The sequence below is a fragment of the Bradyrhizobium sp. B120 genome (assembly GCF_049075665.1).
In the GTDB taxonomy this organism is placed as follows: Bacteria; Pseudomonadota; Alphaproteobacteria; order Rhizobiales; family Xanthobacteraceae; genus Bradyrhizobium.
This window is the reverse complement of record NZ_CP185242.1, coordinates 3,493,071-3,514,925: the sequence shown is the minus strand read 5'-3', so window position 1 is coordinate 3,514,925 and position 21,855 is coordinate 3,493,071. Positions and strand designations below refer to the sequence as shown.

21 protein-coding genes and 1 pseudogene are annotated in these 21,855 nt (G+C 62.1%); 4 read left to right on the top strand and 18 right to left on the bottom strand.

The window, feature by feature from the left end:
- Positions 1–90: 90 nt before the first annotated feature.
- The 7 genes from ACOIX3_RS15855 to ACOIX3_RS15825 all read right to left on the bottom strand — a co-directional run bounded on the left by ACOIX3_RS15855 (position 91) and on the right by ACOIX3_RS15825 (position 6,313).
- Entirely contained in the window at positions 91–447 is a 357-nt protein-coding gene (locus ACOIX3_RS15855) for an MmoB/DmpM family protein (protein WP_420970754.1), read from the bottom strand.
- Positions 448–494: 47 nt separating this feature from the next.
- On the bottom strand, positions 495–1,598 hold the full coding sequence (locus ACOIX3_RS15850) for an aromatic/alkene monooxygenase hydroxylase subunit beta (protein WP_420970752.1): 1,104 nt from the start codon (positions 1,596–1,598) through the stop codon (positions 495–497).
- A 49-nt stretch (positions 1,599–1,647) separates the two neighbouring features.
- The gene (locus ACOIX3_RS15845; RefSeq protein WP_420970750.1) at positions 1,648–2,688 is read right to left on the bottom strand and encodes an NADH:ubiquinone reductase (Na(+)-transporting) subunit F; all 1,041 of its coding nucleotides are present in this window, start codon (positions 2,686–2,688) and stop codon (positions 1,648–1,650) included.
- A 100-nt stretch (positions 2,689–2,788) separates the two neighbouring features.
- Positions 2,789–4,459 (bottom strand): aromatic/alkene/methane monooxygenase hydroxylase/oxygenase subunit alpha, encoded by a 1,671-nt coding sequence (locus ACOIX3_RS15840; RefSeq protein WP_420970749.1) that lies wholly within the window; start codon positions 4,457–4,459, stop codon positions 2,789–2,791.
- 151 nt (positions 4,460–4,610) lie between these two features.
- Positions 4,611–4,778: a hypothetical protein gene (locus ACOIX3_RS15835; protein ID WP_420970748.1), complete on the bottom strand. Its 168-nt coding sequence runs from the start codon at positions 4,776–4,778 to the stop codon at positions 4,611–4,613.
- Between the two features lie 62 nt (positions 4,779–4,840).
- Complete coding sequence (locus ACOIX3_RS15830) at positions 4,841–5,254, bottom strand: hypothetical protein (protein WP_420970747.1); 414 nt, start codon at positions 5,252–5,254, stop codon at positions 4,841–4,843.
- Between the two features lie 15 nt (positions 5,255–5,269).
- Positions 5,270–6,313 (bottom strand): NAD(P)-dependent alcohol dehydrogenase, encoded by a 1,044-nt coding sequence (locus tag ACOIX3_RS15825; protein WP_420970746.1) that lies wholly within the window; start codon positions 6,311–6,313, stop codon positions 5,270–5,272.
- A 333-nt stretch (positions 6,314–6,646) separates the two neighbouring features.
- Between ACOIX3_RS15825 and ACOIX3_RS15820 the strand changes: the two genes are divergently transcribed.
- Both ACOIX3_RS15820 and ACOIX3_RS15815 read left to right on the top strand, forming a co-directional pair.
- Positions 6,647–8,527, top strand: a complete 1,881-nt coding sequence (locus tag ACOIX3_RS15820) for a sigma-54-dependent Fis family transcriptional regulator (RefSeq protein ID WP_420970745.1) — start codon at positions 6,647–6,649, stop codon at positions 8,525–8,527.
- A gap of 98 nt (positions 8,528–8,625) precedes the next feature.
- Entirely contained in the window at positions 8,626–9,048 is a 423-nt protein-coding gene (locus ACOIX3_RS15815; RefSeq protein ID WP_420970744.1) for an SseB family protein, read from the top strand.
- Between the two features lie 188 nt (positions 9,049–9,236).
- Here the strand turns inward: ACOIX3_RS15815 and ACOIX3_RS15810 are convergent, their stop codons facing one another.
- The 3 genes from ACOIX3_RS15810 to ACOIX3_RS15800 form a co-directional block, all read right to left on the bottom strand.
- A complete protein-coding gene (locus tag ACOIX3_RS15810; protein WP_420970743.1) occupies positions 9,237–9,806 on the bottom strand; it encodes an acyltransferase in 570 nt (189 codons plus the stop codon).
- A complete protein-coding gene (locus ACOIX3_RS15805; RefSeq protein ID WP_420970742.1) occupies positions 9,803–10,642 on the bottom strand; it encodes a methyltransferase domain-containing protein in 840 nt (279 codons plus the stop codon). Before ACOIX3_RS15805 ends, ACOIX3_RS15810 begins: the two co-directional genes overlap by 4 nt.
- 192 nt (positions 10,643–10,834) lie before the next feature.
- A complete protein-coding gene (locus tag ACOIX3_RS15800) occupies positions 10,835–10,975 on the bottom strand; it encodes a hypothetical protein (RefSeq protein WP_420970741.1) in 141 nt (46 codons plus the stop codon).
- Between the two features lie 723 nt (positions 10,976–11,698).
- On the opposite strand from ACOIX3_RS15800, the gene ACOIX3_RS15795 reads away from it, so the two are divergent.
- Positions 11,699–12,646: a GlxA family transcriptional regulator gene (locus ACOIX3_RS15795; RefSeq protein WP_420970740.1), complete on the top strand. Its 948-nt coding sequence runs from the start codon at positions 11,699–11,701 to the stop codon at positions 12,644–12,646.
- 75 nt (positions 12,647–12,721) lie between these two features.
- On the opposite strand, the gene ACOIX3_RS15790 is transcribed toward ACOIX3_RS15795, so the two are convergent.
- The 3 genes and pseudogenes from ACOIX3_RS15790 to ACOIX3_RS15780 all read right to left on the bottom strand — a co-directional run.
- Positions 12,722–13,693, bottom strand: coding sequence for an alpha/beta fold hydrolase (locus ACOIX3_RS15790; RefSeq protein WP_420970739.1), 972 nt, complete (start codon positions 13,691–13,693; stop codon positions 12,722–12,724).
- Between the two features lie 196 nt (positions 13,694–13,889).
- On the bottom strand, positions 13,890–14,588 hold the full coding sequence (locus ACOIX3_RS15785) for a type 1 glutamine amidotransferase domain-containing protein (RefSeq protein ID WP_420970738.1): 699 nt from the start codon (positions 14,586–14,588) through the stop codon (positions 13,890–13,892).
- Positions 14,589–14,844: 256 nt separating this feature from the next.
- A pseudogene (locus ACOIX3_RS15780) lies at positions 14,845–15,166 on the bottom strand (GMC oxidoreductase); the annotation flags it as partial.
- 270 nt (positions 15,167–15,436) lie between these two features.
- On the opposite strand from ACOIX3_RS15780, the gene ACOIX3_RS15775 reads away from it, so the two are divergent.
- Positions 15,437–15,943 (top strand): MarR family winged helix-turn-helix transcriptional regulator, encoded by a 507-nt coding sequence (locus tag ACOIX3_RS15775; RefSeq protein ID WP_420970737.1) that lies wholly within the window; start codon positions 15,437–15,439, stop codon positions 15,941–15,943.
- 195 nt (positions 15,944–16,138) lie between these two features.
- Here the strand turns inward: ACOIX3_RS15775 and ACOIX3_RS15770 are convergent, their stop codons facing one another.
- The 5 genes from ACOIX3_RS15770 to ACOIX3_RS15750 all read right to left on the bottom strand — a co-directional run bounded on the left by ACOIX3_RS15770 (position 16,139) and on the right by ACOIX3_RS15750 (position 21,506).
- Positions 16,139–17,296, bottom strand: coding sequence for an ABC transporter substrate-binding protein (locus ACOIX3_RS15770; RefSeq protein WP_420970736.1), 1,158 nt, complete (start codon positions 17,294–17,296; stop codon positions 16,139–16,141).
- A gap of 57 nt (positions 17,297–17,353) precedes the next feature.
- Positions 17,354–18,136, bottom strand: a complete 783-nt coding sequence (locus ACOIX3_RS15765; protein WP_420970735.1) for a cyclase family protein — start codon at positions 18,134–18,136, stop codon at positions 17,354–17,356.
- 34 nt (positions 18,137–18,170) lie between these two features.
- Positions 18,171–19,412 carry an SDR family NAD(P)-dependent oxidoreductase gene (locus ACOIX3_RS15760; protein WP_420970734.1) on the bottom strand — a complete coding sequence of 414 codons (1,242 nt, stop codon included), beginning with the start codon at positions 19,410–19,412 and terminating at the stop codon, positions 18,171–18,173.
- Positions 19,409–20,587 (bottom strand): thiolase family protein, encoded by a 1,179-nt coding sequence (locus tag ACOIX3_RS15755; protein WP_420970733.1) that lies wholly within the window; start codon positions 20,585–20,587, stop codon positions 19,409–19,411. Before ACOIX3_RS15755 ends, ACOIX3_RS15760 begins: the two co-directional genes overlap by 4 nt.
- A 136-nt stretch (positions 20,588–20,723) precedes the next feature.
- Complete coding sequence (locus ACOIX3_RS15750) at positions 20,724–21,506, bottom strand: aspartate/glutamate racemase family protein (RefSeq protein ID WP_420970731.1); 783 nt, start codon at positions 21,504–21,506, stop codon at positions 20,724–20,726.
- Between the last annotated feature and the right edge of the window lie 349 nt (positions 21,507–21,855).

Genomic DNA, 21,855 nt, shown 5'->3' with positions numbered 1-21,855 from the left:
ATTTGTCTGTTGTTATGACGCGCGGCGATTGATGCCGTCTGATGGCCCTGGCCGGCTTCGCGCCGACCGGGGCCTGGTCGCAGGCAGCCGTCAGACGATGTATTTCATCATCTCGTTCATGTCGCCGAACAGCATGACGGTGTTGTCGTCGATCATGACCATGCGGCCGTAATGCGTCGAGGTCGAGATCTCGAACAAATGCGGGGTCATGACCCGGCCGAGCTCTTCGGAAATCTCGTCCATCTTGAATTCCATCTTGCCGTCGCCATCGATACGGATCATCGCCGGCATGTAGGTCACCTTGATATGCTCGTGACGGCCCATGACTTCGGCGATGGCGCGCGCCTCGACGCTGTCATTCATGGTGACGCCGCATTGATGGGACACCGTGTCCTCGAACGTGATGTCTTTCATCGATTTGAAGATGTTGTCATTCTCGTGCAGCATGTCGATCTCCTGAAGGAATGGGTTGTGACTGACGTTTAACGGGCCGGTTACGAGGCGATGTTGACCGGCACCGTCAGGCCGAGCTCGGCAGCGATCCCTTTGATGCGGTTCTTGGCGTGGGCCAGGGCATCGGCGTATGCCGCGACCTTGACACGTGGCTGCGACCAGATCGGCTGCAGATGGTTGGCGGCGTCGAGCGCGAGATCGGCGTGCTTGACCAGCCACCTGTTGAACAGCGCGACGTTCTGCGCCGCGTAGGTCGGATCGGTGCCGAGGATGTGGAACAGCTCGACGGTGTTGGCGAGGTTGCGTTCGTAGTCGGCCTCAGCCGCGGAAACGACGGCCGGCGTGATGAAGTCGTTCTGCGCGGAGGCCGCCTGCATCAGGAAGCCCGAGCGGAACAATTCGCCGACCAGCGGCTCGAACACCACGTTGGTAGCAAAATATTGCTCCAGATAATCGTTCGAGCCCATCACGGATTCGACCGACTTGCGCACACCCTGCCAGATCGGATCTTCAAGCCAGTGCTTCTTGCCTGCGGTGATGTCGAAGCCGGGAAGATCGAGGCCGATCTCGCTCAGATAGAGCGTGATGTCTTGGGCGAAACGGAGCTTGTAGGACGAGTTGGTCAGGATCGCGTTGTTGACCATCTGCGTATAGCCGTAGCGCTGCGCCTGCATGGTCGACGTCCCGAGGCCGAACTCGGCATGCTTGTAGGCGCCAAGGTGGTTCTGCAGGATCTTGACCCAGGCGGGGTCGAAGCGAGTCGGCGCGCCGGACTTCCGGCCGTTCTCGATGGTGTTCTGCACCATACCGCAGATCGTCGACTGCCGCTGGTAGTGCGTACGCTCCCATTCCTGATCGACGGCTCTGAACTTGTGCCAGTTCGAGCTCTTGGCGGCTGTCCAGTCCTTGGAATAGGTCGGCGTTCCGTCGGGGAAGGAGATGATCCAATCCTGCAGCAGATAGCGCTCCGGATCGGGCTGCACGTCGACCGTCATATCCTCGTAATGGGTGGCTTTGCGACCCTTGGGCTCGAAGTAGTTGTACTTGCGGCTATCGGAACCTGGGAAGACCGCTGTCCCCGCTGCGCCGGATTTGGCGATCGCGACGGGTTTGGCTGCTGCTGCTCTGCTTGTCTGTGCGCTCATATCTCACTCCCTTTTGCCATTCTGTTCTGCGACGAACTTTTGAACGCCGTCATCGCACCGCCGGCGTAAACTTGTCGAAGTAGATGTGCTCCGGTTCGACGCCATTCATTTGCAGGATGGGTAGTACCGCGTCGATCATCGGCGTCGGCCCGCACGCATATGCGTCGATGGCACCGCTCAATTTCTCCTGGCGCAGATGGCGCTGCACTACCTCGTGGATCAGCCCGGTCTCGCCGTCCCAGCCATCGCTCGCCTCGGCATGCGATAGCGCCGGCACGAATTTGAAATCGTCGAGCCGCGCGGCAATCGCCGCGAGCTCCTCGAGATAGAACAGGTCGGCACGGGTGCGCGCGCCGTAGAAGAACCGCACCGGCCGCTGCTCGCCGCTGCCGATGTGATCGGCCAGGATCGACCACAGCGGCGACATGCCCGAACCGCCGCCGATCAGCAGCATCGGTCCCGGCCGCTCCTCGCGCCGGAAGCAGGTGCCGTAAGGTCCCTTGGCGGTCACCGCATCCCCGACGCCGAGTTTCCCGTCGAGTTGGGCCGAGAACGCGCCGTTCGGGTATTTCTTGATGATAAAGCGGAGACGGGTTGCTTCAGACGGCGGGTTCGCCATCGAGAAGGCGCGCGTGATGGTGCCATCCTCCAGCGTCAGATCGACATACTGGCCGGCCCAGAACTTCATCGGTTTGTCGATGTCGATCTCCAGTAGCCTGATGTCGGACGTCAGCGCCGTCACATCGGCCACGCGGCCGTCAAACGCCTTCACCGCAATCGAGCGGCTGAGCAGGTCCTCGTCATAGTTGAGCAGCTCGACGCTGATGTCGCTGTAGACATGCGTCCGGCACAGCAGCACGTGGCCGGTCTCGCTTTCGTAATCCGGCAAGGCAAAGGTCGAATATTTCAGCAACTCGATGTCGCCGTCGACCAGCCTGGACTTGCAGCTCCCGCACTGGCCTTCCTTGCAGCCATGCATCAGCGAGATGCCCTGGCGAAACGCCGCGTCGAGCACCGTCTCGCCCTCTTCCACTTCCATCTCGATGCCTACCGGCTCGAAACGAACCTTATGAACCACCACGTCCGTCATCGTCCCCGCCTTGTCGTCACCGCAATTGAACAGAACGGCCGGACCTTCGCCGGCCGCCGGCAGGAGGGACCGCGAAACGCGGCCCCTCCCGTCGTCACGCTTAGTGGCAGGGGTTGATCTTGAAGCCCTTGCGATACTCGGCCGTCGCGACCTCGCGTTCCGCCGGCGAGAGCGCCCGGAAGCCGCGCAACGGACTGCCCAGCGTGTGGCCGCGCACGTGATCGAGCGTCCACATGTCCTTGGCGTCGAAGCGCAGATGCGGCTGTGCGATCATGGTCTTGCCGTCAGGCCGGACAAAACCGAGATCCTTGATCGCGTCGGCGACATCCCAGCCGTGGTAGCAATCTTCCCATTCGCGGCGGCCGCTGAAGCGGCCCATCGCCGGCGTCGCCCGCCCCTCATATTCGGCGGCGAATGCCACCTTGTGGGTCCAGCGGCACCCTTCCGAGCAATAGGTGTAGATCTTGCCGTCGACCTCGTCGCAAACGAAGTCTTCGCGGATCAGGCACGGCACCATGCAGCTCCAGCACCGGTGCGGGTACACGTAGCCCACATCGCTGTTGAACAGGATGTTGGTCTCGCCGGGCACGCTGAGCTTGGCGTGCCACTTCCAGAAGTCGCCGAATTCGGCGTACCAACCCGGATATTTGTGCTCGAACCACTCGAAGTCGCGCTCGGTCTGGGCCTCGATGCGCCAGAAGTTCACCGACCAGCCGACCGTGAAGAACTGCGCGGTCTTGTGAACGTAGTTCTTCTTGACGATCCGGTCCCAGGCGGCCGCGACGTCGTCGTGGTGGATCTTGATGCCGTACTTCTCGAGCGGCAACATGTAGGTCCGGTAGTAGTCCTCGTAGATCCAGCGATGCCAGAGCTCCGCGTAGGACTCCTTGTTCTTGTCGCGGTTGGTCGTGCCGTACTCGATGAAGGTGCCGATCGCGGCGTCGACGATCGCGTGGTTCTGCCAGAAGGCGTATTTCAGGTCACGTTCCAGCAATTGATGGTTCGACGGATCGTTGATCATCGCCATCAGCATCGAGTGGCCGTTGCCGATATGGCGGGATTCGTCCGACTGAACCGACAGGAACACGGTCGGCAGCGCGTAGTCGCCGTTACGGGCGGCTTCCGAGGGCATCGCCACGAACAGGGTGTTGGTGAAGGCGGTCTCCGCGACCACGGTCAGGTAGACGTTGGCGGCGGTGATCGCGTCACCGGTCAGGAAGCCTTCGGCAAACTGGCGGCCAATCGTGGTCGCATAGCACTTGCCGAACGCGGCTTCGGTGATATCGAACCCGGCGGGATCGATATAGTTCTCCATGTACCACTTCTTGAGGTTCATCTGGATCGTCGAGTGGCGGAACTCGTCGACCATCTGCATGGTGAAGCCGGTGCGGAGTTCCTCGCCGGGCGCCAGCCGCCCGACCATCGCCATCGAGCGCGCCGCCGAGATCTCCGGGAACGGGATGATCGCCAGGAACAGCTTCATCCACTCGACCCAGCGCGGCTCGACGTTGCGGAACATGTCGCCGCGCAATGCGGCATCCAGCGCGCCGTAGACGCGGTTGTCCTTCTCCTCCTGCATCGGAAAGTAAGACCGCAGCACCTGCCTCATCGGGTCACGCGGCGTCTTCGAGATCTTGTAGTCGGTCGGGAAGGTCATCGCCTCCTGCACGTAGCTTGGCGTCCAGCCAAGGTCCGCGACGCGGTTAGCCGCTTCAGCGATGCTGATGCCCTTCTGCGCGGTTATCTTGTTCAGTGTCAGACTTGCAGTCATTTCCAGCTCCTTTGAACGTTGCGTTGCTTCCGGCATTCTCGCTTTTGTCAGAGATCAAAACCTCTGGTTCGTTCCGTGAAGTCCTCGGCGGCAAAACTCACTTTGAGTCCGTTAAATGGATTGATCGATCTGCTGACTTCGTCGTTCCTCGTCACCCTCCGCTGGCGGGTTTGATGAGAGGTTTTCCTTCGGCGACGAATTTCGCCGAGAGAACCAGTGCGCCCGTGGCGAAATCCTTGCCGTGAGCGGCGATCATCGCCTCCGCGATCTCGGCGAGCTGGATGAAGAAGGCGTCCTTCGACCTGTCTTCCTCGCTCATGACCGGTTGCGGAGACGGTATTTGCCTCTGGTCTTCTGATGCAATCATGGTCGCCTCGCTTGTCATGCGTGCCCCGAACGTTTGTGTTCGCCGGGCGACGGACCGTCGTCGATCTCGCGCAGCGACGTGTTGAGCCACTCGCGCTCGGCCAGCAGGCGCCGATGCTCCTCCCGGAGCACCTCCAGCCGTGCGATCGCCCGTTCCAGCTCCTCATGCGCTTCAGGCCCGGCTTCGGCCCGCGCCGCGCCACGCACGGCGCAGGCGAGCTCGATTTCGGCACCGCCGCGGGCGTGTTCGTTGGTGATCTGCCGCTCGTTGTTATCGACCATCTCATCGATCACCTTGTCCCGAGCGATCATCCGATCGCGGGCGCGCCGCAGTTCGGCCGCTTCCCCGGCGGTGATCTGCGGCCTTGGCGGGCTGTCGTCTGTCACTCGCGCCACTTTCGCTCCACGATCCGGACTGATGTTCTGCATCTCGCGGCACATGCCCTAGGGGATCAGCACCGCGCGGCCATGGATGCGTCCATGATGCAGATCATGAAGCGCCTCGTTGGCCTGGCTGAGCCGGTATTCCCTGGTGTGGAGTTCTACGAGGCCGCGATCCGCGAGCGCCATCAGCTCGACCAGTTCGGCATAGGTGCCGACCAGATTGCCGACGATCGTCTTCTCCGAGGTGATCATGTCGATGGTCGGGATATCGATCTTCCCGCCATAGCCTACGATGTAGTAGGAGCCGGCGTTCGCCGTCATCGACAGGCCTCTGGCGACGGCCTCGCCCTCCCCGACGAAGTCGATCACGGCTTCTGCGCCACGCCCACCCGTCAGCGCCAGAACGGCTTCGACCTCGTTGCCGTCGGCGTTCACGAGATGATGCGCGCCGCACTTCTTGGCGAGCTCGAGCGAGTCTGCGGCGCGATCGATCACGATGATCTCTGCCGCGCAGAGCGCAGCCAGAACCTGGATGCCGATATGGCCTAGCCCGCCCGCGCCGATCACGGCGACATATTCGCCCGGCAGCAGATGGCGGGATGCCTTCTTGGCGGCGCGATAGGCCGTGAGGCCGGCGTCGGTGTAGGGAGCAACATCCTTTGGCGCGAGCGACTTCGGCAGCTTGATCAGGGAGCGCTGACCGGTCAGCAGATATTGCGCATAGCCGCCATTGGCGTTGATACCGGGGAACGAGCTGTCCAACGCGTGCATGTCGTCGCCGCGGCGGCATGCCAGACAATGCCCGCTGGTCACCAGCGGATGGCAGATCACGCTGTCGCCAACCTTGACCCCTTCGACCCCCGGCCCGATCGCTTCGACCCAGCCGGCGTTCTCGTGACCCATTATGTAAGGCAACTTGACGTCGACCTTGCTGCGCCAGATGCCTTCGACGATATGCAGGTCCGTGCGGCAGACGCCGGCGCCGCCGATGCGCACGATCACGTCCATCGGGCGCGAGATCTTCGGATCGGTCACGTCTTCGAACCTGACGAACTCCTTCGCCGTCAGCTTCTCGTCGAACTCATGAAGCACCGCCGCTTTCATTGAAAACGCCTCCCGAAAATTTTTTATTCTGTCGATCGGATGCGATCGCCATCCCGCCGAAGAAGTCAGCAAGGGCTGTGCCAAGCGAACAAAGGCCTGATCTTCCTATCGTTCTTGCGATCGCCGGCGCGCGCGCGCCGATCCGCCTCGGAGCAAGCTTTGCGTGCAACTGTTCCGAGTCGGAACAGTTCGATGAGCGCGATAACGACTGCACGGAAATTTGGATTTTCGACTGCTTGATCTATGATCGTCAAAACTGCGTCGCGCGAACGGCACGAGCCGAGCGACGCAACCAAGAGGAAATCGCCAAGCCGCACTCCGGGAGGAGCCAGAATGCTGACATCCGGCCGACGCATGGACAGTGCTTGGATGACGCTTGAGCGGCGCGGCGCACTGCCGGCCGAACTTCTGTCCGCCGACATCTACGACAGCTGGATGCGCTGTATTTCGCTAGGACTTGATACCTTGCGTCCTTCGTCTCCCGAACTCGTGAGCAGCGCCGTGCTGCGCCAGGAGCAGCAGCGCTGCTCACTGATCCGCGGCCTGGCGCTCGCGGAAATGCACACCCTGCATCAGCAGATCGCCGGCTCGAACTTCATGATCGCGTTTGCGAACGCCGACGGACTGCTGCTCGATATCATCTCGGATTCGAGCTTCAGCGACACCTCCGACGCCGCCAGTATCCGGCCTGGCACGGTGTGGAGCGAGGCCAGCTGCGGCACCAACGGCCTCGGCACGGCGGCCTATCTCAAGCGGGCTATCGTCGTTCATGGGCGCGAGCACTTCTTCCCGCGCTACAGCAACCTCACATGCATCGCAGCTCCGATCTTCGCGCCCGACGGTGAACTCGCGGGGATCCTGGATGCGTCATCGGATTGCATGTCGCGCCAGGCTCACACCCAGGCGCTGGTGGCGATGGCGGCGACCCAGATCGAGAACGGCCTGTTCCGCGAATATCACCGCGGCAACATCCTGATCGCCTTCCACAACCGCGGCGAATATCTCCACACCCTGAGCGCGGGCCTGCTCGCAGTCGACAACGAGGGCCGCATCCTTGCGGCGAACCGCGCCGCAAGTGTCCTGCTGCATGGCCTGCCCGCGTCGCCGGGGCGGCGCTTCGCCGACGTGTTTCGCACCAAGTTCAGCGTCTTTGTCGATGAAGGGCGGCAAAAGGAACGCCAACGCCTGCAAGACGAGGTCGGCAGCCAGTTTGTCGCAACGATCGAGAATGCGCGTCAGTTCTCGATGATTCAGGCCGTCTCGCGGCCCCGGCCGCCGGCACCCAAGGGGGGCGCCACGCAATTCGTGTCCGCCGATCCCACGATCGCCTCCGTGGTCCAGCAGGTCGGCATCGCGGCCGTCCGGAAGATGCCGATCCTGATCCGCGGCGAAACGGGCACCGGCAAGGAGCAGCTCGCCCGCCACGCCCATGTCGCCAGCGGCCGCAGCGGCGCCTTCGTTCCGGTCAATTGCGCGGCGCTTCCCGACAGCCTGGTCGAGGCCGAGCTGTTTGGCTATGCCGAGGGTGCGTTCACGGGCGCCAAGAAGGGCGGAGCCATCGGGCTATTCAAGGAGGCGGATGGCGGCACGCTGTTCCTCGACGAGATCGGCGATATGCCGGTCACGTTACAAGCCGTGCTGCTGCGCTTTCTCGACGATTGGACGGTGCGTCCGGTCGGCGGCACCAAACGCCAGGTCGACGTTCTTCTGGTATCGGCCACGAATGCCAATCTCGACGACTCAATCGCCAAAGGCCGATTCCGGTCCGATCTGCTGTTTCGGCTCAATATGCTTGAGGTGACGTTGCCGCCATTACGCGAGCGCTCCGACTTCGCCGAAATTGCCCGCCACCTGATCCAGCAAGTTGATCCCTTGATGGATCTGACCGATGGGGCGATCGAACGTTTGGCCGAGCTGGACTGGGACGGAAACATCCGCGAACTGCGCAATATCCTGTCCCGATTGTCCCTGGCCGAACCGGGCGACTTGATCGACGAGGCCTCGGTCGAATCGGTTCTCGTGCATTCGGGCGGCGAGCGCCTGGCTGGTAAGGCAGCCGGCGGCGGCAGTCTCAAACCCAATCTGCACGAGATCCAGCGTTCGCATGTGCTGACGGCCTACGCCGAAACAGGCAACAACATCAGCAAGACCGCGCGCCGCCTCGGCGTTTCGCGCAATACGATCTATCGAGCCCTGCGCGGCAAACAGGATTAGTACAATCGCCGCGAGGGCTCCATGACGCCGGCGCGATCTGGCTTTAAATGAACGCGATGGCGTCCTGTTCCTCTTCGCGTTCAATTGGGAGAATCGTGATGTTTGAACCGGACAACAGTCTCGAAGCCCTTATGCAAGCCGCGGCACGCGATGCCGGCATTATTCCGGCATTCTATCGCACATTGCTGGAGACCGAACTCTATGTTCTGACGCCGGAAGCACCGATGAAGCCCGGACGGCGCCGTTCGCTGAAGTTTCAAGAAGAGATCAATATTGCAACGGTCGACTTTCAGAATATGAGATGGCTTCCTGCCTTTACCTCGAAGAAGCGAATCTACGACTACATAAAGGAGCCCGAAGTGTGCCTTGGCGCCACCGCGCGCAATCTGTTCGAGATGTTGCCTGACTCCAATTTCTGGCTCAATCCGTTGTCGGAATGCCAGAAGCCGCTGCCGGCTACCGAGATCGCTCTCCTTGTGAGTGGCAAGATCTTTGACCTATCGATGAAGATCGCGCGATAAGAACGGTGGCGGTCGCAATGATCGTACCGCCGCGCAGCGTGGCGACCGCCTGCCACTCGGAGCTCTGGAAGTAGCGCTCGGCATCGCCAACCAGCGGATCGTCGTAGAACGCGTCGAGCACGAGCTGGCGCTGCTCCGGCTGATTGCGCGGCCAGACCACCGCATCCTCCCAGGTGGTAAACTGGCGCTCACCGTTCATCGGGGCCGAGCTCCCTCACCAGCACGGCCGGATTGCCCGCCACGATCGTAAACGGCGCGACATCCTTGGTCACGACCGCGCCGGCCGCGACGATGGCGCCCTGCCTAACCGTCACGCCGCGCAAGACCATCGCGCCCGCGCCGATCCAGGCGTCATCGCAGATCTTCACCGGGCTCTCGTCAAGCGAGATATCGCTCGGATGTCCGCGCGTGAAAATCTGCTGGACCTGCCGGTGCCGCTCCGTCGCGCGCAGCGGATGCGTGAGATTGTCGAAAACATTCGCCGAATGCGAGATCAGAACGCGATTGCCGATCTCGATCGAGGCGGCCGACCAGATCCGGGTTCCCTCGCCGACGTAGCACCATTCGCCGATCTTGATCTCCCCGCCATGCGCAAAGGTCAGGAGTTCGCCCAGGATGCGGCTGTTGCGGCCGACGACGATCTTGCCGGAATCGCCGCGGATGTTTCTGATCCTGGCATGGCGGCCGAGCGCCGCGTCTGGCTGCAAGCGGCACGTCGCGCGACCGAGCAGACGCTGGATCAGATAATCGAGATTCATGCCGTCAACTGCAGGCACGCGACGGCGCGCGACGACGCCGCAAGGTCGTTGCCCTGCCCCTTGCCGGTGTGGATGTCGAAAACAGTAGCGTCGGCGAGCGCCTCGGCGCTCTGGCGCGACCAGCCTTGTCGCGAATAGCCGAAATAGTCGACATGGTGAGACGTCGCACCGAACGCCTCGATGATCCGCTCGATCATCGCAAGATCGAACACCTGATACCAACCGAGATTCTCGCGTTTGCCGAACGGCACCGAGATCAGGCAGGTGCCGCCGGGCTTGAGAATGCGCTTGAACTCCTGCACCGCCGGAACAAAGCCGTCCCGATCGGTCTCGGCGTCACGTGGATCGCCCGTGTACAGCATCTGATTATCAAGGCCGATGTGCTCGATCGTCGAAATGCTGGCGACGGTGTCGAAGACCTGATCGCCGAACATCGTCTTGCGGAGATCGCCGAACACGTAGGAGTAGCCGTCATGCCAATAGCACCGCCGCTCGGGCGCCAGTGTCATGATGGTGAGATCCGCGCCGCGCAGCGGCGAACGCTGCAGCAGGAAGTCGTGGTTGAAGGTCGATCCCGCGTCCAGCATCTTGCCGACATTGTTCAATCGGCCATAGACCCAGGGATATTCCACCACGCGCTCGTCCATGGCGACGCCGTAGCCCGGTGGAAGCTCCTTCCCTGCCTGAAGCAAGCCCGCGTCGATGGCCGCAGTAATCGTGTCGCGCTTGACCGTCTGATAGCCCGGCCCGAACGGCCGCGGCCGCAACCTGAACAGCGGCACGGCAAGCCCGTCGGCCACCCATTTCAGTTGATGGATCAAGTCACTTGCAGACATCATCTCGGCCCGATCGCCCGCCCACCGGCGGGCACTCTGCACCCTCTAGAGCCTTTTCCGTTCCGATGGAATCGGAACGGGGCTCCAGACTCTGGTTTCGGCGCATTTTCTTTGCGCGAAACGGCACCCACTTCGCTCGAAAACGCTCTAGCACGGCTCAATCCGCGCCACGAGATCGGTAAACTGGGCCCATTACGAGGCCTTGCTATAGGTCTGCTGCACGCGGCTTCGGCCGGAGGCGGCGATCGCCGCCCATTGCTGCCAATCCTGCAGGTTGTTTGAAATCGTCTCGGCGGCCCCGTCGGGATCATAGGTGCGTATCGTGAGCCGCACGATGCCATCGCGCGCAACTTGCTCTCAGCAGACTTTTCTTGATCTCCAAGTGCACACGCCGTGCACACGCGGCCCTCTAATCGATTGAAAAACCTAAACCCTCGCTCCAATCCATCATCGGGGCCACGGAAAATTTATATTTGTTTTCAGTCACTTAATTCTCTTTATCGATCCAACCGAACAATGACGGCACTGCCCTCTATAGTGATATTCAGCGCCTTTTTCAGCTCATTCGTGGGCTGGTCTGATTTTCAAGCCATACGTTGCCACAATTTTGCTACACGGCAGCGCACTCAAAAGGCCCATCCCGCCGCGTAGCAAATCGCCAGGACAATCCGAATGTTCGCCGCCGAGTATCAGTGCGCCGGCAGCTTCTCATCCCGCTTCGTCGCTTTGGACCGGACCGGCTCGTCTCATGAATCCCAGGACCGGCTGTAGCGCCGGCCCCGTTGTCTACCTGGAGGTCACGAGCGGCTGCTCAACGACTTCGGCCTCGTGCGAGCAATGAAGAGGAAAAGGCAAGAAGTCCGCGAAGCTTTGTCATCAGATATGTCCAACAGGTGGCAAGAGGTCCGCCGCCGAGCAGTGGTGTCTGGCGCTGAGTGAAACTGCGTCGACCCGCGGAACTGGTAGACGTCGCCAGTTCTTCGTGAGGTCCAGGCTTGTATCGCCGCTTCTCAAACGCCACATGTGCAATGATTTAGGACCTCACTTGAGGTAACCATGCGCCGCGTCGGCTTCATTATATTTCCAGGCTACCAAGTGATGGCATTTGCCGCGGTCTCAGCTTTTGAGGTTGCGAACCAGCAAGCTGGAAAACCGGTGTACGACGTTCACTTCCTGTCCGAGAGCGGCGGCTTAACTCAAACCTCGATCGGCCTGAGCATCGGATCCGAAGCCTTCGACGATACGCCATACGACACGATGATCGTCGGCGGCGGCGGCGAGATCGTGCCGGCTACGCCCGGCATGATCAGCTTCGTTCAAGATTCGGTAGAGCGTTGTCGTCGAATCGCTTCGATCTGCAGCGGCGCGTTCGTTTTGGCGGAAGCGGGATTACTGGACGGCCGCCGCGCCACAACTCATTGGATCTACGCTCGCGCGCTTCAGGACCAGTTTCCAAAGGCAAAAATCGAGCAGGACCGGATATTCATCCATGATGGCCCGATATGGACTTCGGCCGGCATGTCCGCTGGCATAGACTTGGCGTTGGCTATGATCGAGCAGGATCTTGGAGCCGAGCTTGCACGGATGGTTGCAAAGAAGCTGGTGGTCTATCACCGACGGTCAGGCGGCCAGTCACAATACTCTGCGTTACTTGAGTTGGAACCGAAGTCAGATCGCATTCAAAGCGCCCTCGCCTATGCCAAGAAGAACCTACATACGCCTTTGACGGTCCCTGAGCTCGCGGATGCCGCGCGACTGAGTCCGCGACAGTTCAGTCGGGCGTTTCATGCCGAAACCGGGCAATCGCCCGCAAGGGCTGTGGAGAGCCTCCGCGTCGAAGCCGCGCGGTTGATGATCGAAGAGGGTCAGCATCAGATCGACGTCGTCGCTCAACACACCGGTTTCGCCGACCGAGAGCGAATGCGTCAGGCCTTCCTTCGTGCCTTCGGCCAACCTCCCCAGGCTATCCGGCGCAATGCTCGGGCCGCAGCCGTGATCGAGTGACGCCGCCTACTGGGTTTGACGTTTGCTTTGTCTGTCCGCTGATGGCGTATCGCCATGTCTCCAATTCGCGTCGTTTTAGTCGACCTCACTGAAGAACGTGTTGGTATCTCTCAAAAATCGATCTGGGTATCGGTACTGCGGACCGTGGCCAGAATCCGGGTAGATGATCAACTGCGCATTTGAGAGATGCTGCTCAAGATTAAATGCGTTCACCGTGTAGAAGACCACGTCACGGTTTCCATCGATCAGCAGGACCGGCTGCTTGATTGCGGCGAGATAGGTGTAGGCATCTTCTCGCGGAGCGCCCCATGCGGCCAGGGCGGCGGCCTGGGCCGGGGCAACTTTCTCGTTCACATCGGGATCACGACCCAGTCTGCGTGCGCGCAATCGCGTCAGGAACTGCCGGCCAGCGGCCTGGCTCGACGCAGAAGGTGTGAAAAGGCTTTCCAACAAAAGCTCATCCGGCACCTCGCGCTTTTTTGCGAGCATTGCCTGGAATTCCGGCGTCAGCGACGCCATTCCGACACCACCGCGCGGAGAACTTCCGACCAACACCATGCGGTGGACAAGCTCAGGACGCTGGACCGCGATTTCCTGCGAAACAAGACTCCCCATCGAAAAGCCCAGAAGATCCATCTTGGTCACATGTAGCGCGGACAGGAAGGAAATTGCATCCCTGGCCATCCCTTCAATGTTGGTCGGGACCCTCCCGCCTGAGCTGGCTACTCCTGCATTGTCAAACAGGATCACATCACGTTGGGCGGCAAATCCATCGACGATCTTCGGGTCCCAATTGTCCATCGTGCCGGCGAAGTGCTGGAAGAAAACCATCGGCAGGCCACCATGCTTTCCGAAACGACGGTAAGCGAAGCGGATGCCACCTGCATCAACGTATTGGGTCGGTGCGGTCTGATGGGTGAACGCCGCGGCGGCGCTCACAGTCCTGACAGGGCTTGCGACTGCGGCATCCCACGCCATCGACGTTGCTGTCAGGGCAGCTGAAATAAAGGCGAAGCGTCTGATCGACGGAAGCGTGAGGGTCTTCATTTTCATTTCTTTCTGATGGGGGATCTTTCGAGGCATGGACAGATTCAGCCGCGACTGGATTCGATCTCGACGACTTCGCTGATTTGAATGACGTGCGGTTCGGGATAGACATGCCGAACGGCCCACCGCGCCGCCACGACGGGCGCGACATGCATCCGCCGTGGCAGAACGGCGACGATGGCATCGCTCGGTATTGCTAAGCTGACGAGACGGGGCTTCCGCCGGTCAGCATGCTGAGCAGAACGATGGAATATTCCGAAGCCGACTGCTGGTTCTGTCCCGTGAGCAACTTGCCATCCCTGATGACGTAGGGGTCGTCGTTGCCGAGGCGCGAATATATCGAAACCTCCTCGAGGACCTTCTGCGGATAGTACGGAATCTCGAAGCTGGCGCCGAACATCTTCTGTAACGCGAGATCGGCTTCAAGCGTGTACCCGGTCGTACGTCGGCCACGAATCTGTTCTGGAATATTGCCCAGAGCGACGGCGCCGTGACAGATGGCGGCTACGATCTTGTCCTTTTTCCAGAAATGCTCGAGGATCTTCGCGACGTCCTTGTTCGGGTAGAGATCGAAAGTCGCGCCCCGACCGCCGGCCACATGGACCGCATCATAGGAATCCAGGTCGACCTCCTTGAGCTTCAAGGTCGTCTCAAACTTCGCGACGAGCGCCTTGTCCGACAGGAAGCCCTTGCTGACGATATCTTCACGTTCGACGGAATGCTCGAAATAGGGATCGCTGTAGGGATCGTAGATGACCTTGCCGCCCTCCGGACTGGCAAAGTCCACCTCGACGCCGCGCTCGATCATATGCCAATAGGGATGCGTGACTTCCGACAGCCAGAAAGCCGTTTCGGAGCTTGAGATGATAAACAGGATCTTTTTAGCAGTGGTCATGACATTTTCTCCGAGAGGGCTGCCGCTTGCCGGCGTCTCTTGGATGTCGATGTAGGCCCGTCAGGTCATTGCTCAAATGTCATATATGCAAGGTTTTAGGACAAACCCAACCTTGGCATTTGCAAACGTCCGTCGGCCGTGGCCGCGCCGGACAGCTCCGGGCTGCGCGCGCGGATGCGCCGACACCTGCTTCGACCGCGGCGTATTCGTCCGCGCGCTCGGCGACACGGACCCCAACTGTCTCAGGATGCGCTCGTCAAGTCCGCCCATCCAGGATGAAGCGAGCTGCCCGCTCGCCGATCATCATCGTCGGTGCGTTGGTATTTCCGGAGACGAGCCGCGGCATGATTGAGGCGTCGGCGACACGAAGGCCTTCGACCCCACGCACCAGAAGCTGTTCCGAGACGACTGCCATCGGGTCGCCGGAGGCGCCCATCTTTGCCGTTCCCGAGGGATGTCTTCGAGATCGCGCCGACATAGTCGGCGAGCGCATCGACATCACTCTCCACGCCGGGCTTCGGCAGAGCGCGCCGCTTGATCAGATGCGCCAGCGAAGGCGCCTCGGAAATACGAATGGCCTTCGGCTGCAAAGGCTCGTTCCATCTCGGCAGACGCTCGTATTTATTTTAACTATAAAGGAACAACGCTGGCCCAAGAATCGCAAAGGCGCTCGTTGGAAAACCGCGGAGAGCGCGCTTCGGCGCGCCACCGGCTGCAAATTGCGTACATCGCCAAGCAGCTTCGCCGCGCATTGAACGAGCCTTGAATTTACTTTTGGCACGAACTATCTTGTGGGCGACATCGAGGTCGTCGCGTTCAGCGGGCCCGGATGCCGCAGGAGATCTGATTTGGCAGTCGCGAAGGAGTCCCCACCTGTTTCGCCCAAGAGCGGGGTTGATCAGGAGGCCGAGTACCGGGCTCAGACACGGCTTTGGCTTCGGCTGCTTGCCTGCACAACCCTGATCGAAGGCGAGCTGCGGCGCCGGTTCCGCGAGGAATTCGATTTCACGATGCCGCGCTTCGACGTTCTGGCCCAGCTTGACCGTGAGCCGAGTGGACTGGTGCTGGGAGAGCTGCCGAAGCGCCTGATGGTCTCCGCCGGAAACCTCACACCCATCGTCGATCGCCTGGTCGAGGACGGCTACATCACCCGCACGCCCTCCAATCTGGATCGGCGCGTGCAGATCGTTTGCATGACCGTCGAGGGCCGCAAGGCCTTCCGGCGCATGGCCAAGAGCCACGGCTCATGGCTGGTCGAGCTGCTGGCAGGATTCCCGGCTGACCGGCTTGATGGATTGACCAGCGAGCTCGACGAGCTCAAGGGCGCCGTCAAAGACTCGATGCAGAAGCCATAGCTGACCCGAGCCACATATTCGGTGTCGTCCCGGCGAAGGCCGGGACCCATAACCACAGCTAGTCATTGTTGTGCAATCGTGGAACGACGAGTCCGTTCACAATTCGGGCCGCGGAGTATGGGTCCCTGCTTTCGCAGGGACGACGCGTGGGAGGAGAATGCCGGCCGGCGCCTGCGACGCCATCCCGCCGCCCAATCAAGGCAGCAACTTGTACTTCCCGTCCTCGATCTGAACCAGGACCCGCGCACGCGCATCGACGCCGTGCCGATCCGCCGGCGTGTAGGAGTAGACGCCCTGCGTCCCGGCCAGCTCTTTGGTGCTGAACAGCGCCTCGCGAAGGGCTACGCGGAATTCCGGCGAGCCCGGCTTGGCGCCGGTCGCCATCGCGCGCTTGGCCGCATCGACGAACACCAGCCAGCCGTCGAAGGAATAGGATGAGAACGAGTCGGTCGGCGCCTCGCCATTCGCCTTCTCGAAGGCCGCGCGGAACGCCAGGGCAACCTTCTGGATCGGATTGCTGGCTGGAAGCTGCTCGGCCGCGGTCACCGGCCCGGTCGGGCAGATGATTCCGTTGGCGGCCTTGCCGGCGAGCCGCAGGAAATCGGCGCTGATGAGCCCGTGGTTGCCGTAGAGCGGCCCCTTGTAGCCACGCTCGGACAAGGCGATCACCGGCAGCGCACCCGGCGTTCCCGTGCCGCCGAGCATGATGGCGTCGGGGCGTGCCGCCAACGCGCGCAGCACCTGGGCGGTCACCGACGAATCCGATCGGGCGTATCGCTCGTTGGCGATCACCTTGATGTCAGCCGCCTTGGCGCTTTGCGACAGCGAATCGTACATGAGATCGCCAAAGGCATCCGAGAACCCGATGAACGCGACGGTCTTCAACCCTCGCGCCTTCATGTGATCGACGATGCCCTGAACGAGAAGCGGCGTCGGTTGCGGCGTCTGCACGACCCAGGGCCCGCCTTCGCCGGGCGGCACCGCCGCGATCGGCGACACCGCTATCATTGGAATCTTCATTTCGATCGCGGCCGTCGCCATCGCCAGCGTCTGCGGCGCACCCGACGTACCGATGAGAATGTCGACCTTCTCCTGCTCGACGAGCTTGCGCGCATTGCGCGCCGACGCCGTGGGATCGGAAGCGTCGTCGAGTTGAATGACGCGGAGCTTCTCACCGCCGACTTCGCCGATATAGGCTTCGCCCGCCGCTAATCCTTTTGCGTTCGGAATCCCGATCGACGACACCGGCCCGCTGAGGCCGGTGACGAATCCGACGAGGATCTCCGCCTGCCCGACCTGCGGAACGGCGACAAGCAGCGCGGCCGAAGCCAGCAAGGTCTTCATCGAGATCATGGCACCTGTCTTTCTTGATTTGCGTTTATTCTATCGGGCAAGCGCCATCCGCTCGCATCAGCTCGCCGACACCAACGCGATCACGCGCAGCGGGCTGCCGGAACCGTTCTGGATCTTCAAGGGCGAAGCCACAATGACGGCGCCGGTGGCGGGAAGCTGATCGAGGTTGCAAAGACACTGAAGGCCATACCGGCCGGCGCCGTGCAGGAAGTGATGCGCCGGATAAGGCGGCTCGAAATGGCCGGCCTGCCCCGCGTCGGTGCCGATCGTCTCGGTGCCGAAGCCGATGATACCGCGCTCCTCCACCAGCCATTTCATGACGGCCGCGTTCGGGCCCGGTGTGTGTGCACCGTCATCCCTGAGGTTGGCGTAGTCGCGCCAGCCCTTCTTCGACCAGTCGGTCCGCAGCAGAACCCAGTTCCGCTCGGGAATCCGTCCGTGCTTCGCCTCCCAGGCCTCGACGATCGGAACGGTCAGCAGGAAATCCGGATCCTGCGCTGCGCCGGCCGAGCAGTCGATCACGCACGCCGGAGCGATCATGTCCTTGGCGGGCATCGTATCGACGGCGTTGTTCGGCAGGTCCTTGCCGGTGAACCAGTGAATCGGCGCGTCGAAATGCGTGCCGGTGTGCTCACCGAACGTCACGTTGTTCCAGTACCAGGCCAGACCGCGACCGTCATAGCGCGAAATCTCCTGGATCCGGACCGGAGCTGCCTGGCCGAACTCCGGCGGCAGCACGATGACCGGAAAATCCGGACTGAGCGTGAAGGTCAGATCGACGACGCGCACCGCGCCGGACGAGACCGCACCTGCGAGCTCAAGGAGATTCTTGCTTTGCATCGTCACGTCCTCCCGCTTGGTTGAAATCCTGATCTTATTTGTCGAGCTCGCGCTCGACCGCTTTCGGATTGGCGGCAAGACGCTGCCTGATTTCCTCGGCGACGTCTCCGACATACATCTCCTCGAGCCCGCCCCTGAGCCCGGACACGATCGCCTGTGCAACAGCGCGCGGCGCCACCTTGGGCGGCGGCACAGTCTGGAACCACTCGTTGTCGACCGGCCCCGTGAACAGGTTCAGCAGCTTGACGCCGCCGGGCCTGAGTTCCGCGCGCAGACAATGCGACAGCGACAGGCAGGCAGCCTGCGATGCCGAATAGGCGCCGAAAGCGGGCCAGTTCGCCAGCGCATGGACCGACAGGATATTGACCCAGGCGGCACTGCTGTTGACGCCGTCCGCACCCCGCATCCGCATCGCGGGACCGAAGGCCTGCGCGAGGTTGATGAAGCCGAGATAGGCCTGGTCGATCTCGTCCCGCGCGATGCTCGTGCCCCTGCGGTCGAGCAGGCCACCAGGCCGCACATATTCCGTCGTGTTGACGAGGATATCGACCTTGCCGCCGATGTCGGCCGCAAGATCGGTCGCCGACTTTTCGTCAGCCGCGTCGAGCGTCACGAGTTCGATCCCCTGCTGTCCGCGCAACAGCTGCTCGCCGGCAAACGGCCGCCATGGTTCGGCAACGCCCACGAACACCGTCTTCGCGCCCGCGGCCTTCAGCGCTGCAACGGCCTCCTGGCCGATCAGGCTGCGGCCGTTGGTTACGAGCACACGCCGGAATTTCGGATCGGCCGTCATTTCCCGCCACTGCCTGTCGTCTGCCATGTTGGGCGTCTCCCCCTCGGGTCGGGCAAAGGCCACCGCCTGACCGCTCTTGTCGAGCTGAAACGACATCAGGACGGGCGCGCCCTCAATACAGTCGCCATGCAGATGGGCCACCATCGTCGGACCGCAGTCCATCTTGACGAGCCCAATGCGCCAGGGCGCCCGCTCGCGGAAATAGACGTCGCTCGGCACCCGCGCCGTCGTCTCGGCCAGCAGCGCGCCGCGGCGCGGTGCATCGACGAACGCGAGGCCGGCCGACAGGCAGGCGGGGCACGCCTCGCGCGCCGGATAGGCAAAAGCGCCGCAGGCCTCGCAGCGCTGCAGCATGAAGCGGCCTTCGGCGGCGGCGCGCGTGAACCCGTGCGATGTCCTGCTGCGCGCCCGCGGCGGCGATGCGGGAAGTCGCGTCCGCAGCAGCGGGTTCTTGCGTCGGGGTGGCTCGATCGGATCGATCATCGCGCGGGCCCCGCAAAGATCACGGCGCCCGAGGCCAGGCCGCGGTCATAGTTGATCATGCCGAAGCCCGAGGCCAAACCGAGCTTGGCATCCTTCACCTGCGTGGGGCCGGCTTCGCCCAGGACCTGCCGCAATCCCTCGACGAGCCCGAGATAGGCGCCGGCGGCGCCGGCCTGCCCTGCCGAGAGCTGGCCGCCCGAGGTGTTGTGCGGAAAATCGCCGTCAACCGTCAGATCGTGCTGACGAACGAAGGCCGCGCCTTCACCCTTGTTGCAGAAGCCGAGATCCTCGAACTGCATCATCGTGATGATTGGATAATCATCATAGGTCTGGACGATATCGAGATCGTCAGGCTTCACGCCGGCCATGGCGTAGAGTTCACCGACATCCATCGCCCAGCCGCCGCGCACCTGCATCGGATCGTCGGCGAAGGCGTTGTGCCGCTCGATCGTCGACAGCAGCCGTGCCGCCGGCAAGCCAAGCGATGCCGCGGTCTCGTCCCGCATCACAAGGAAGGCCTCGGCGCCGGCGCACGGCATGACGCAATCGAACAGATGAATGGGGTCGGAAATGGGACGGGCCGTCAGATACTGCTCGATCGTCAGCGGCATCTTCATCAGCGCATGCGGGTTGCGCAGCGCGTTGGCGCGCTGGGCGACTGCGATCCTGCCGACGTCCTCGCGCGTGACGCCATAAGTCCGCATATAGTTGCGCGCGATCAGCGCGAAGCTCGCATTGGCGCCGCCTGCGCCGTAAGGATAGACCGCGTCCTGGTTGAAGCGCGAGAAATTCTCGAGCGTCAGGCGGAAGGAATCGACGTGGTTGGTATCGCCGGCCACGCAAGCCACGATGTCGGCATCGTGTGCCTGCACCGCGCGCGCCGCCTTGCGCAATGCCGCGATGGCGCTGGCGCCACCGAGCGGGATGGTGTCCAGCCATCTGACGCACAGCCCGAAATGCTGGGTCAGTCCGATCCCGCTGTCGGTCCCCATGGTGAAGCTGGAGACGCACAGGCCGTCGATATCGGAGGCCTTGATGCCGGCCCGCGCGACCAGCGCGCTCAGCGCACGGCCGATCCACCATTGCGCGCTCTCGATGGAGTAGCGCGCGTAGGGGATCGTGACGGGAGCCGCCATCACGATGCCGTCATACGGTGTGCGCAACGAATTCTTCACCAGCCGCCTGCCTTGCCTGCCCGCCTCAAATCATTTCCAGCTACACATCGATACTGCCACGAGTCGTATTCGAACAGGGTCACCTTCTCGCGTCTCGTCACGTCTGGCTCTCCAGAGCTGGTCGGCTGTTCGGGCGCTAACGCTTGTTGCGCGCGAGCATCGCCCGGAAATCGTCACGTGCTTGGGCACTAGCTCGCTTGAAGCTCGGCCCGCGGCTCGGCTCGGTGCCGTTGAGCTGCCTGAGCTGCACCCACATCTCGGCGCTCTTCAACGCCACCGCGGCGCAGTTCACGACCGGCGCATGCCCAACCTTCAGACCGTGCTCTCGCCCGATCAAGAGGCTCGGCAGCACACCGGCAGGGATCACGACGTCGGCTCCGCGCTCGACCAGCGGCAGGGCGCAGGCCAGGAAATCCTCGATCATCCGGGCGTGGGCCGCCTGATCGCCCGCGAACGCGCTAGCGAAATCCTCCGGCTTGCAACCGAGGCCGGTCACGTGGACGACGCGATCACCGAGGCCGTAACGTTCAGCCTGCTCGTAGTGCCAGACCTCGAAGACCGGATCGAGCGTCACGAGGCCGAGGCGCCGGCCGAGTTGCGAGGCCGCAAGCAGCGTCGCCTCGCCGGTCCCGATCACGGGAATGTCGAGCGTCGCGCGGAGTTCATAAAGTCCCGGATCCTGGAAGTGGCCCATCACGAAGGCGTCGAACCCGCCCTCCTCGGCCGCGATGCCGTTGTCGATCGCCTGAACCGCGCAGCGCAGTTCGGCAAGCCGGCCGAACTCCCGATCCGGCGGTGAAATGCCCTCGACGTGGACCGTCGAGCCGGGCGCGGCGATCGTGTTGAGGTACTCCGACAGCCGCGCCATGTAGGGCGCGTTCACGCTCGCATCGACGAAACTCTGCCAGAAGATGCGCATCGCCCTTCTCCTCAAACGGTGACGGGAGCATCGGCCGTCGGCCTGCCGACGGAGATATTTCAACCATAAACTAATTGACCCGTCAAATGCGCAGCATGGAGCCCGCCGACGAGGTCTCTCCAGCGCGACCGGAAGGCCCATTTTTCGGGACGAAGAGATGAAGGAAGTGGCGCACTCTGACGGAATTGTATGCAGCAACATTTTTTTCTGACAGCCCCGCGACACGTGTTGACTACGCCACGGAAAATACTTTAGGCTTTAAGTAATCGACCATCGGCTGCTGCCGGTGGCCAATAACGATGATGTTGCAGGGCACCGATTTTGAGAAACTCAATCGCGTGGACTAGCG

Excerpts from the sequence above, each read along its gene's own strand:
- ACOIX3_RS15855 (WP_420970754.1), bottom strand. The coding sequence starts at position 447 with ATGCTGCACGAGAATGACAACATCTTCAAATCGATGAAAGACATCACG.
- ACOIX3_RS15850 (WP_420970752.1), bottom strand. The coding sequence starts at position 1,598 with ATGAGCGCACAGACAAGCAGAGCAGCAGCAGCCAAACCCGTCGCGATC.
- ACOIX3_RS15845 (WP_420970750.1), bottom strand. The coding sequence starts at position 2,688 with ATGACGGACGTGGTGGTTCATAAGGTTCGTTTCGAGCCGGTAGGCATC.
- ACOIX3_RS15840 (WP_420970749.1), bottom strand. The coding sequence starts at position 4,459 with ATGACTGCAAGTCTGACACTGAACAAGATAACCGCGCAGAAGGGCATC.
- ACOIX3_RS15835 (WP_420970748.1), bottom strand. The coding sequence starts at position 4,778 with ATGAGCGAGGAAGACAGGTCGAAGGACGCCTTCTTCATCCAGCTCGCC.
- ACOIX3_RS15830 (WP_420970747.1), bottom strand. The coding sequence starts at position 5,254 with ATGCAGAACATCAGTCCGGATCGTGGAGCGAAAGTGGCGCGAGTGACA.
- ACOIX3_RS15825 (WP_420970746.1), bottom strand. The coding sequence starts at position 6,313 with ATGAAAGCGGCGGTGCTTCATGAGTTCGACGAGAAGCTGACGGCGAAG.
- ACOIX3_RS15820 (WP_420970745.1), top strand. The coding sequence starts at position 6,647 with ATGCTGACATCCGGCCGACGCATGGACAGTGCTTGGATGACGCTTGAG.
- ACOIX3_RS15815 (WP_420970744.1), top strand. The coding sequence starts at position 8,626 with ATGTTTGAACCGGACAACAGTCTCGAAGCCCTTATGCAAGCCGCGGCA.
- ACOIX3_RS15810 (WP_420970743.1), bottom strand. The coding sequence starts at position 9,806 with ATGAATCTCGATTATCTGATCCAGCGTCTGCTCGGTCGCGCGACGTGC.
- ACOIX3_RS15805 (WP_420970742.1), bottom strand. The coding sequence starts at position 10,642 with ATGTCTGCAAGTGACTTGATCCATCAACTGAAATGGGTGGCCGACGGG.
- ACOIX3_RS15795 (WP_420970740.1), top strand. The coding sequence starts at position 11,699 with ATGCGCCGCGTCGGCTTCATTATATTTCCAGGCTACCAAGTGATGGCA.
- ACOIX3_RS15790 (WP_420970739.1), bottom strand. The coding sequence starts at position 13,693 with ATGAAGACCCTCACGCTTCCGTCGATCAGACGCTTCGCCTTTATTTCA.
- ACOIX3_RS15785 (WP_420970738.1), bottom strand. The coding sequence starts at position 14,588 with ATGACCACTGCTAAAAAGATCCTGTTTATCATCTCAAGCTCCGAAACG.
- ACOIX3_RS15770 (WP_420970736.1), bottom strand. The coding sequence starts at position 17,296 with ATGATCTCGATGAAGACCTTGCTGGCTTCGGCCGCGCTGCTTGTCGCC.
- ACOIX3_RS15765 (WP_420970735.1), bottom strand. The coding sequence starts at position 18,136 with ATGCAAAGCAAGAATCTCCTTGAGCTCGCAGGTGCGGTCTCGTCCGGC.
- ACOIX3_RS15760 (WP_420970734.1), bottom strand. The coding sequence starts at position 19,412 with ATGATCGATCCGATCGAGCCACCCCGACGCAAGAACCCGCTGCTGCGG.
- ACOIX3_RS15750 (WP_420970731.1), bottom strand. The coding sequence starts at position 21,506 with ATGCGCATCTTCTGGCAGAGTTTCGTCGATGCGAGCGTGAACGCGCCC.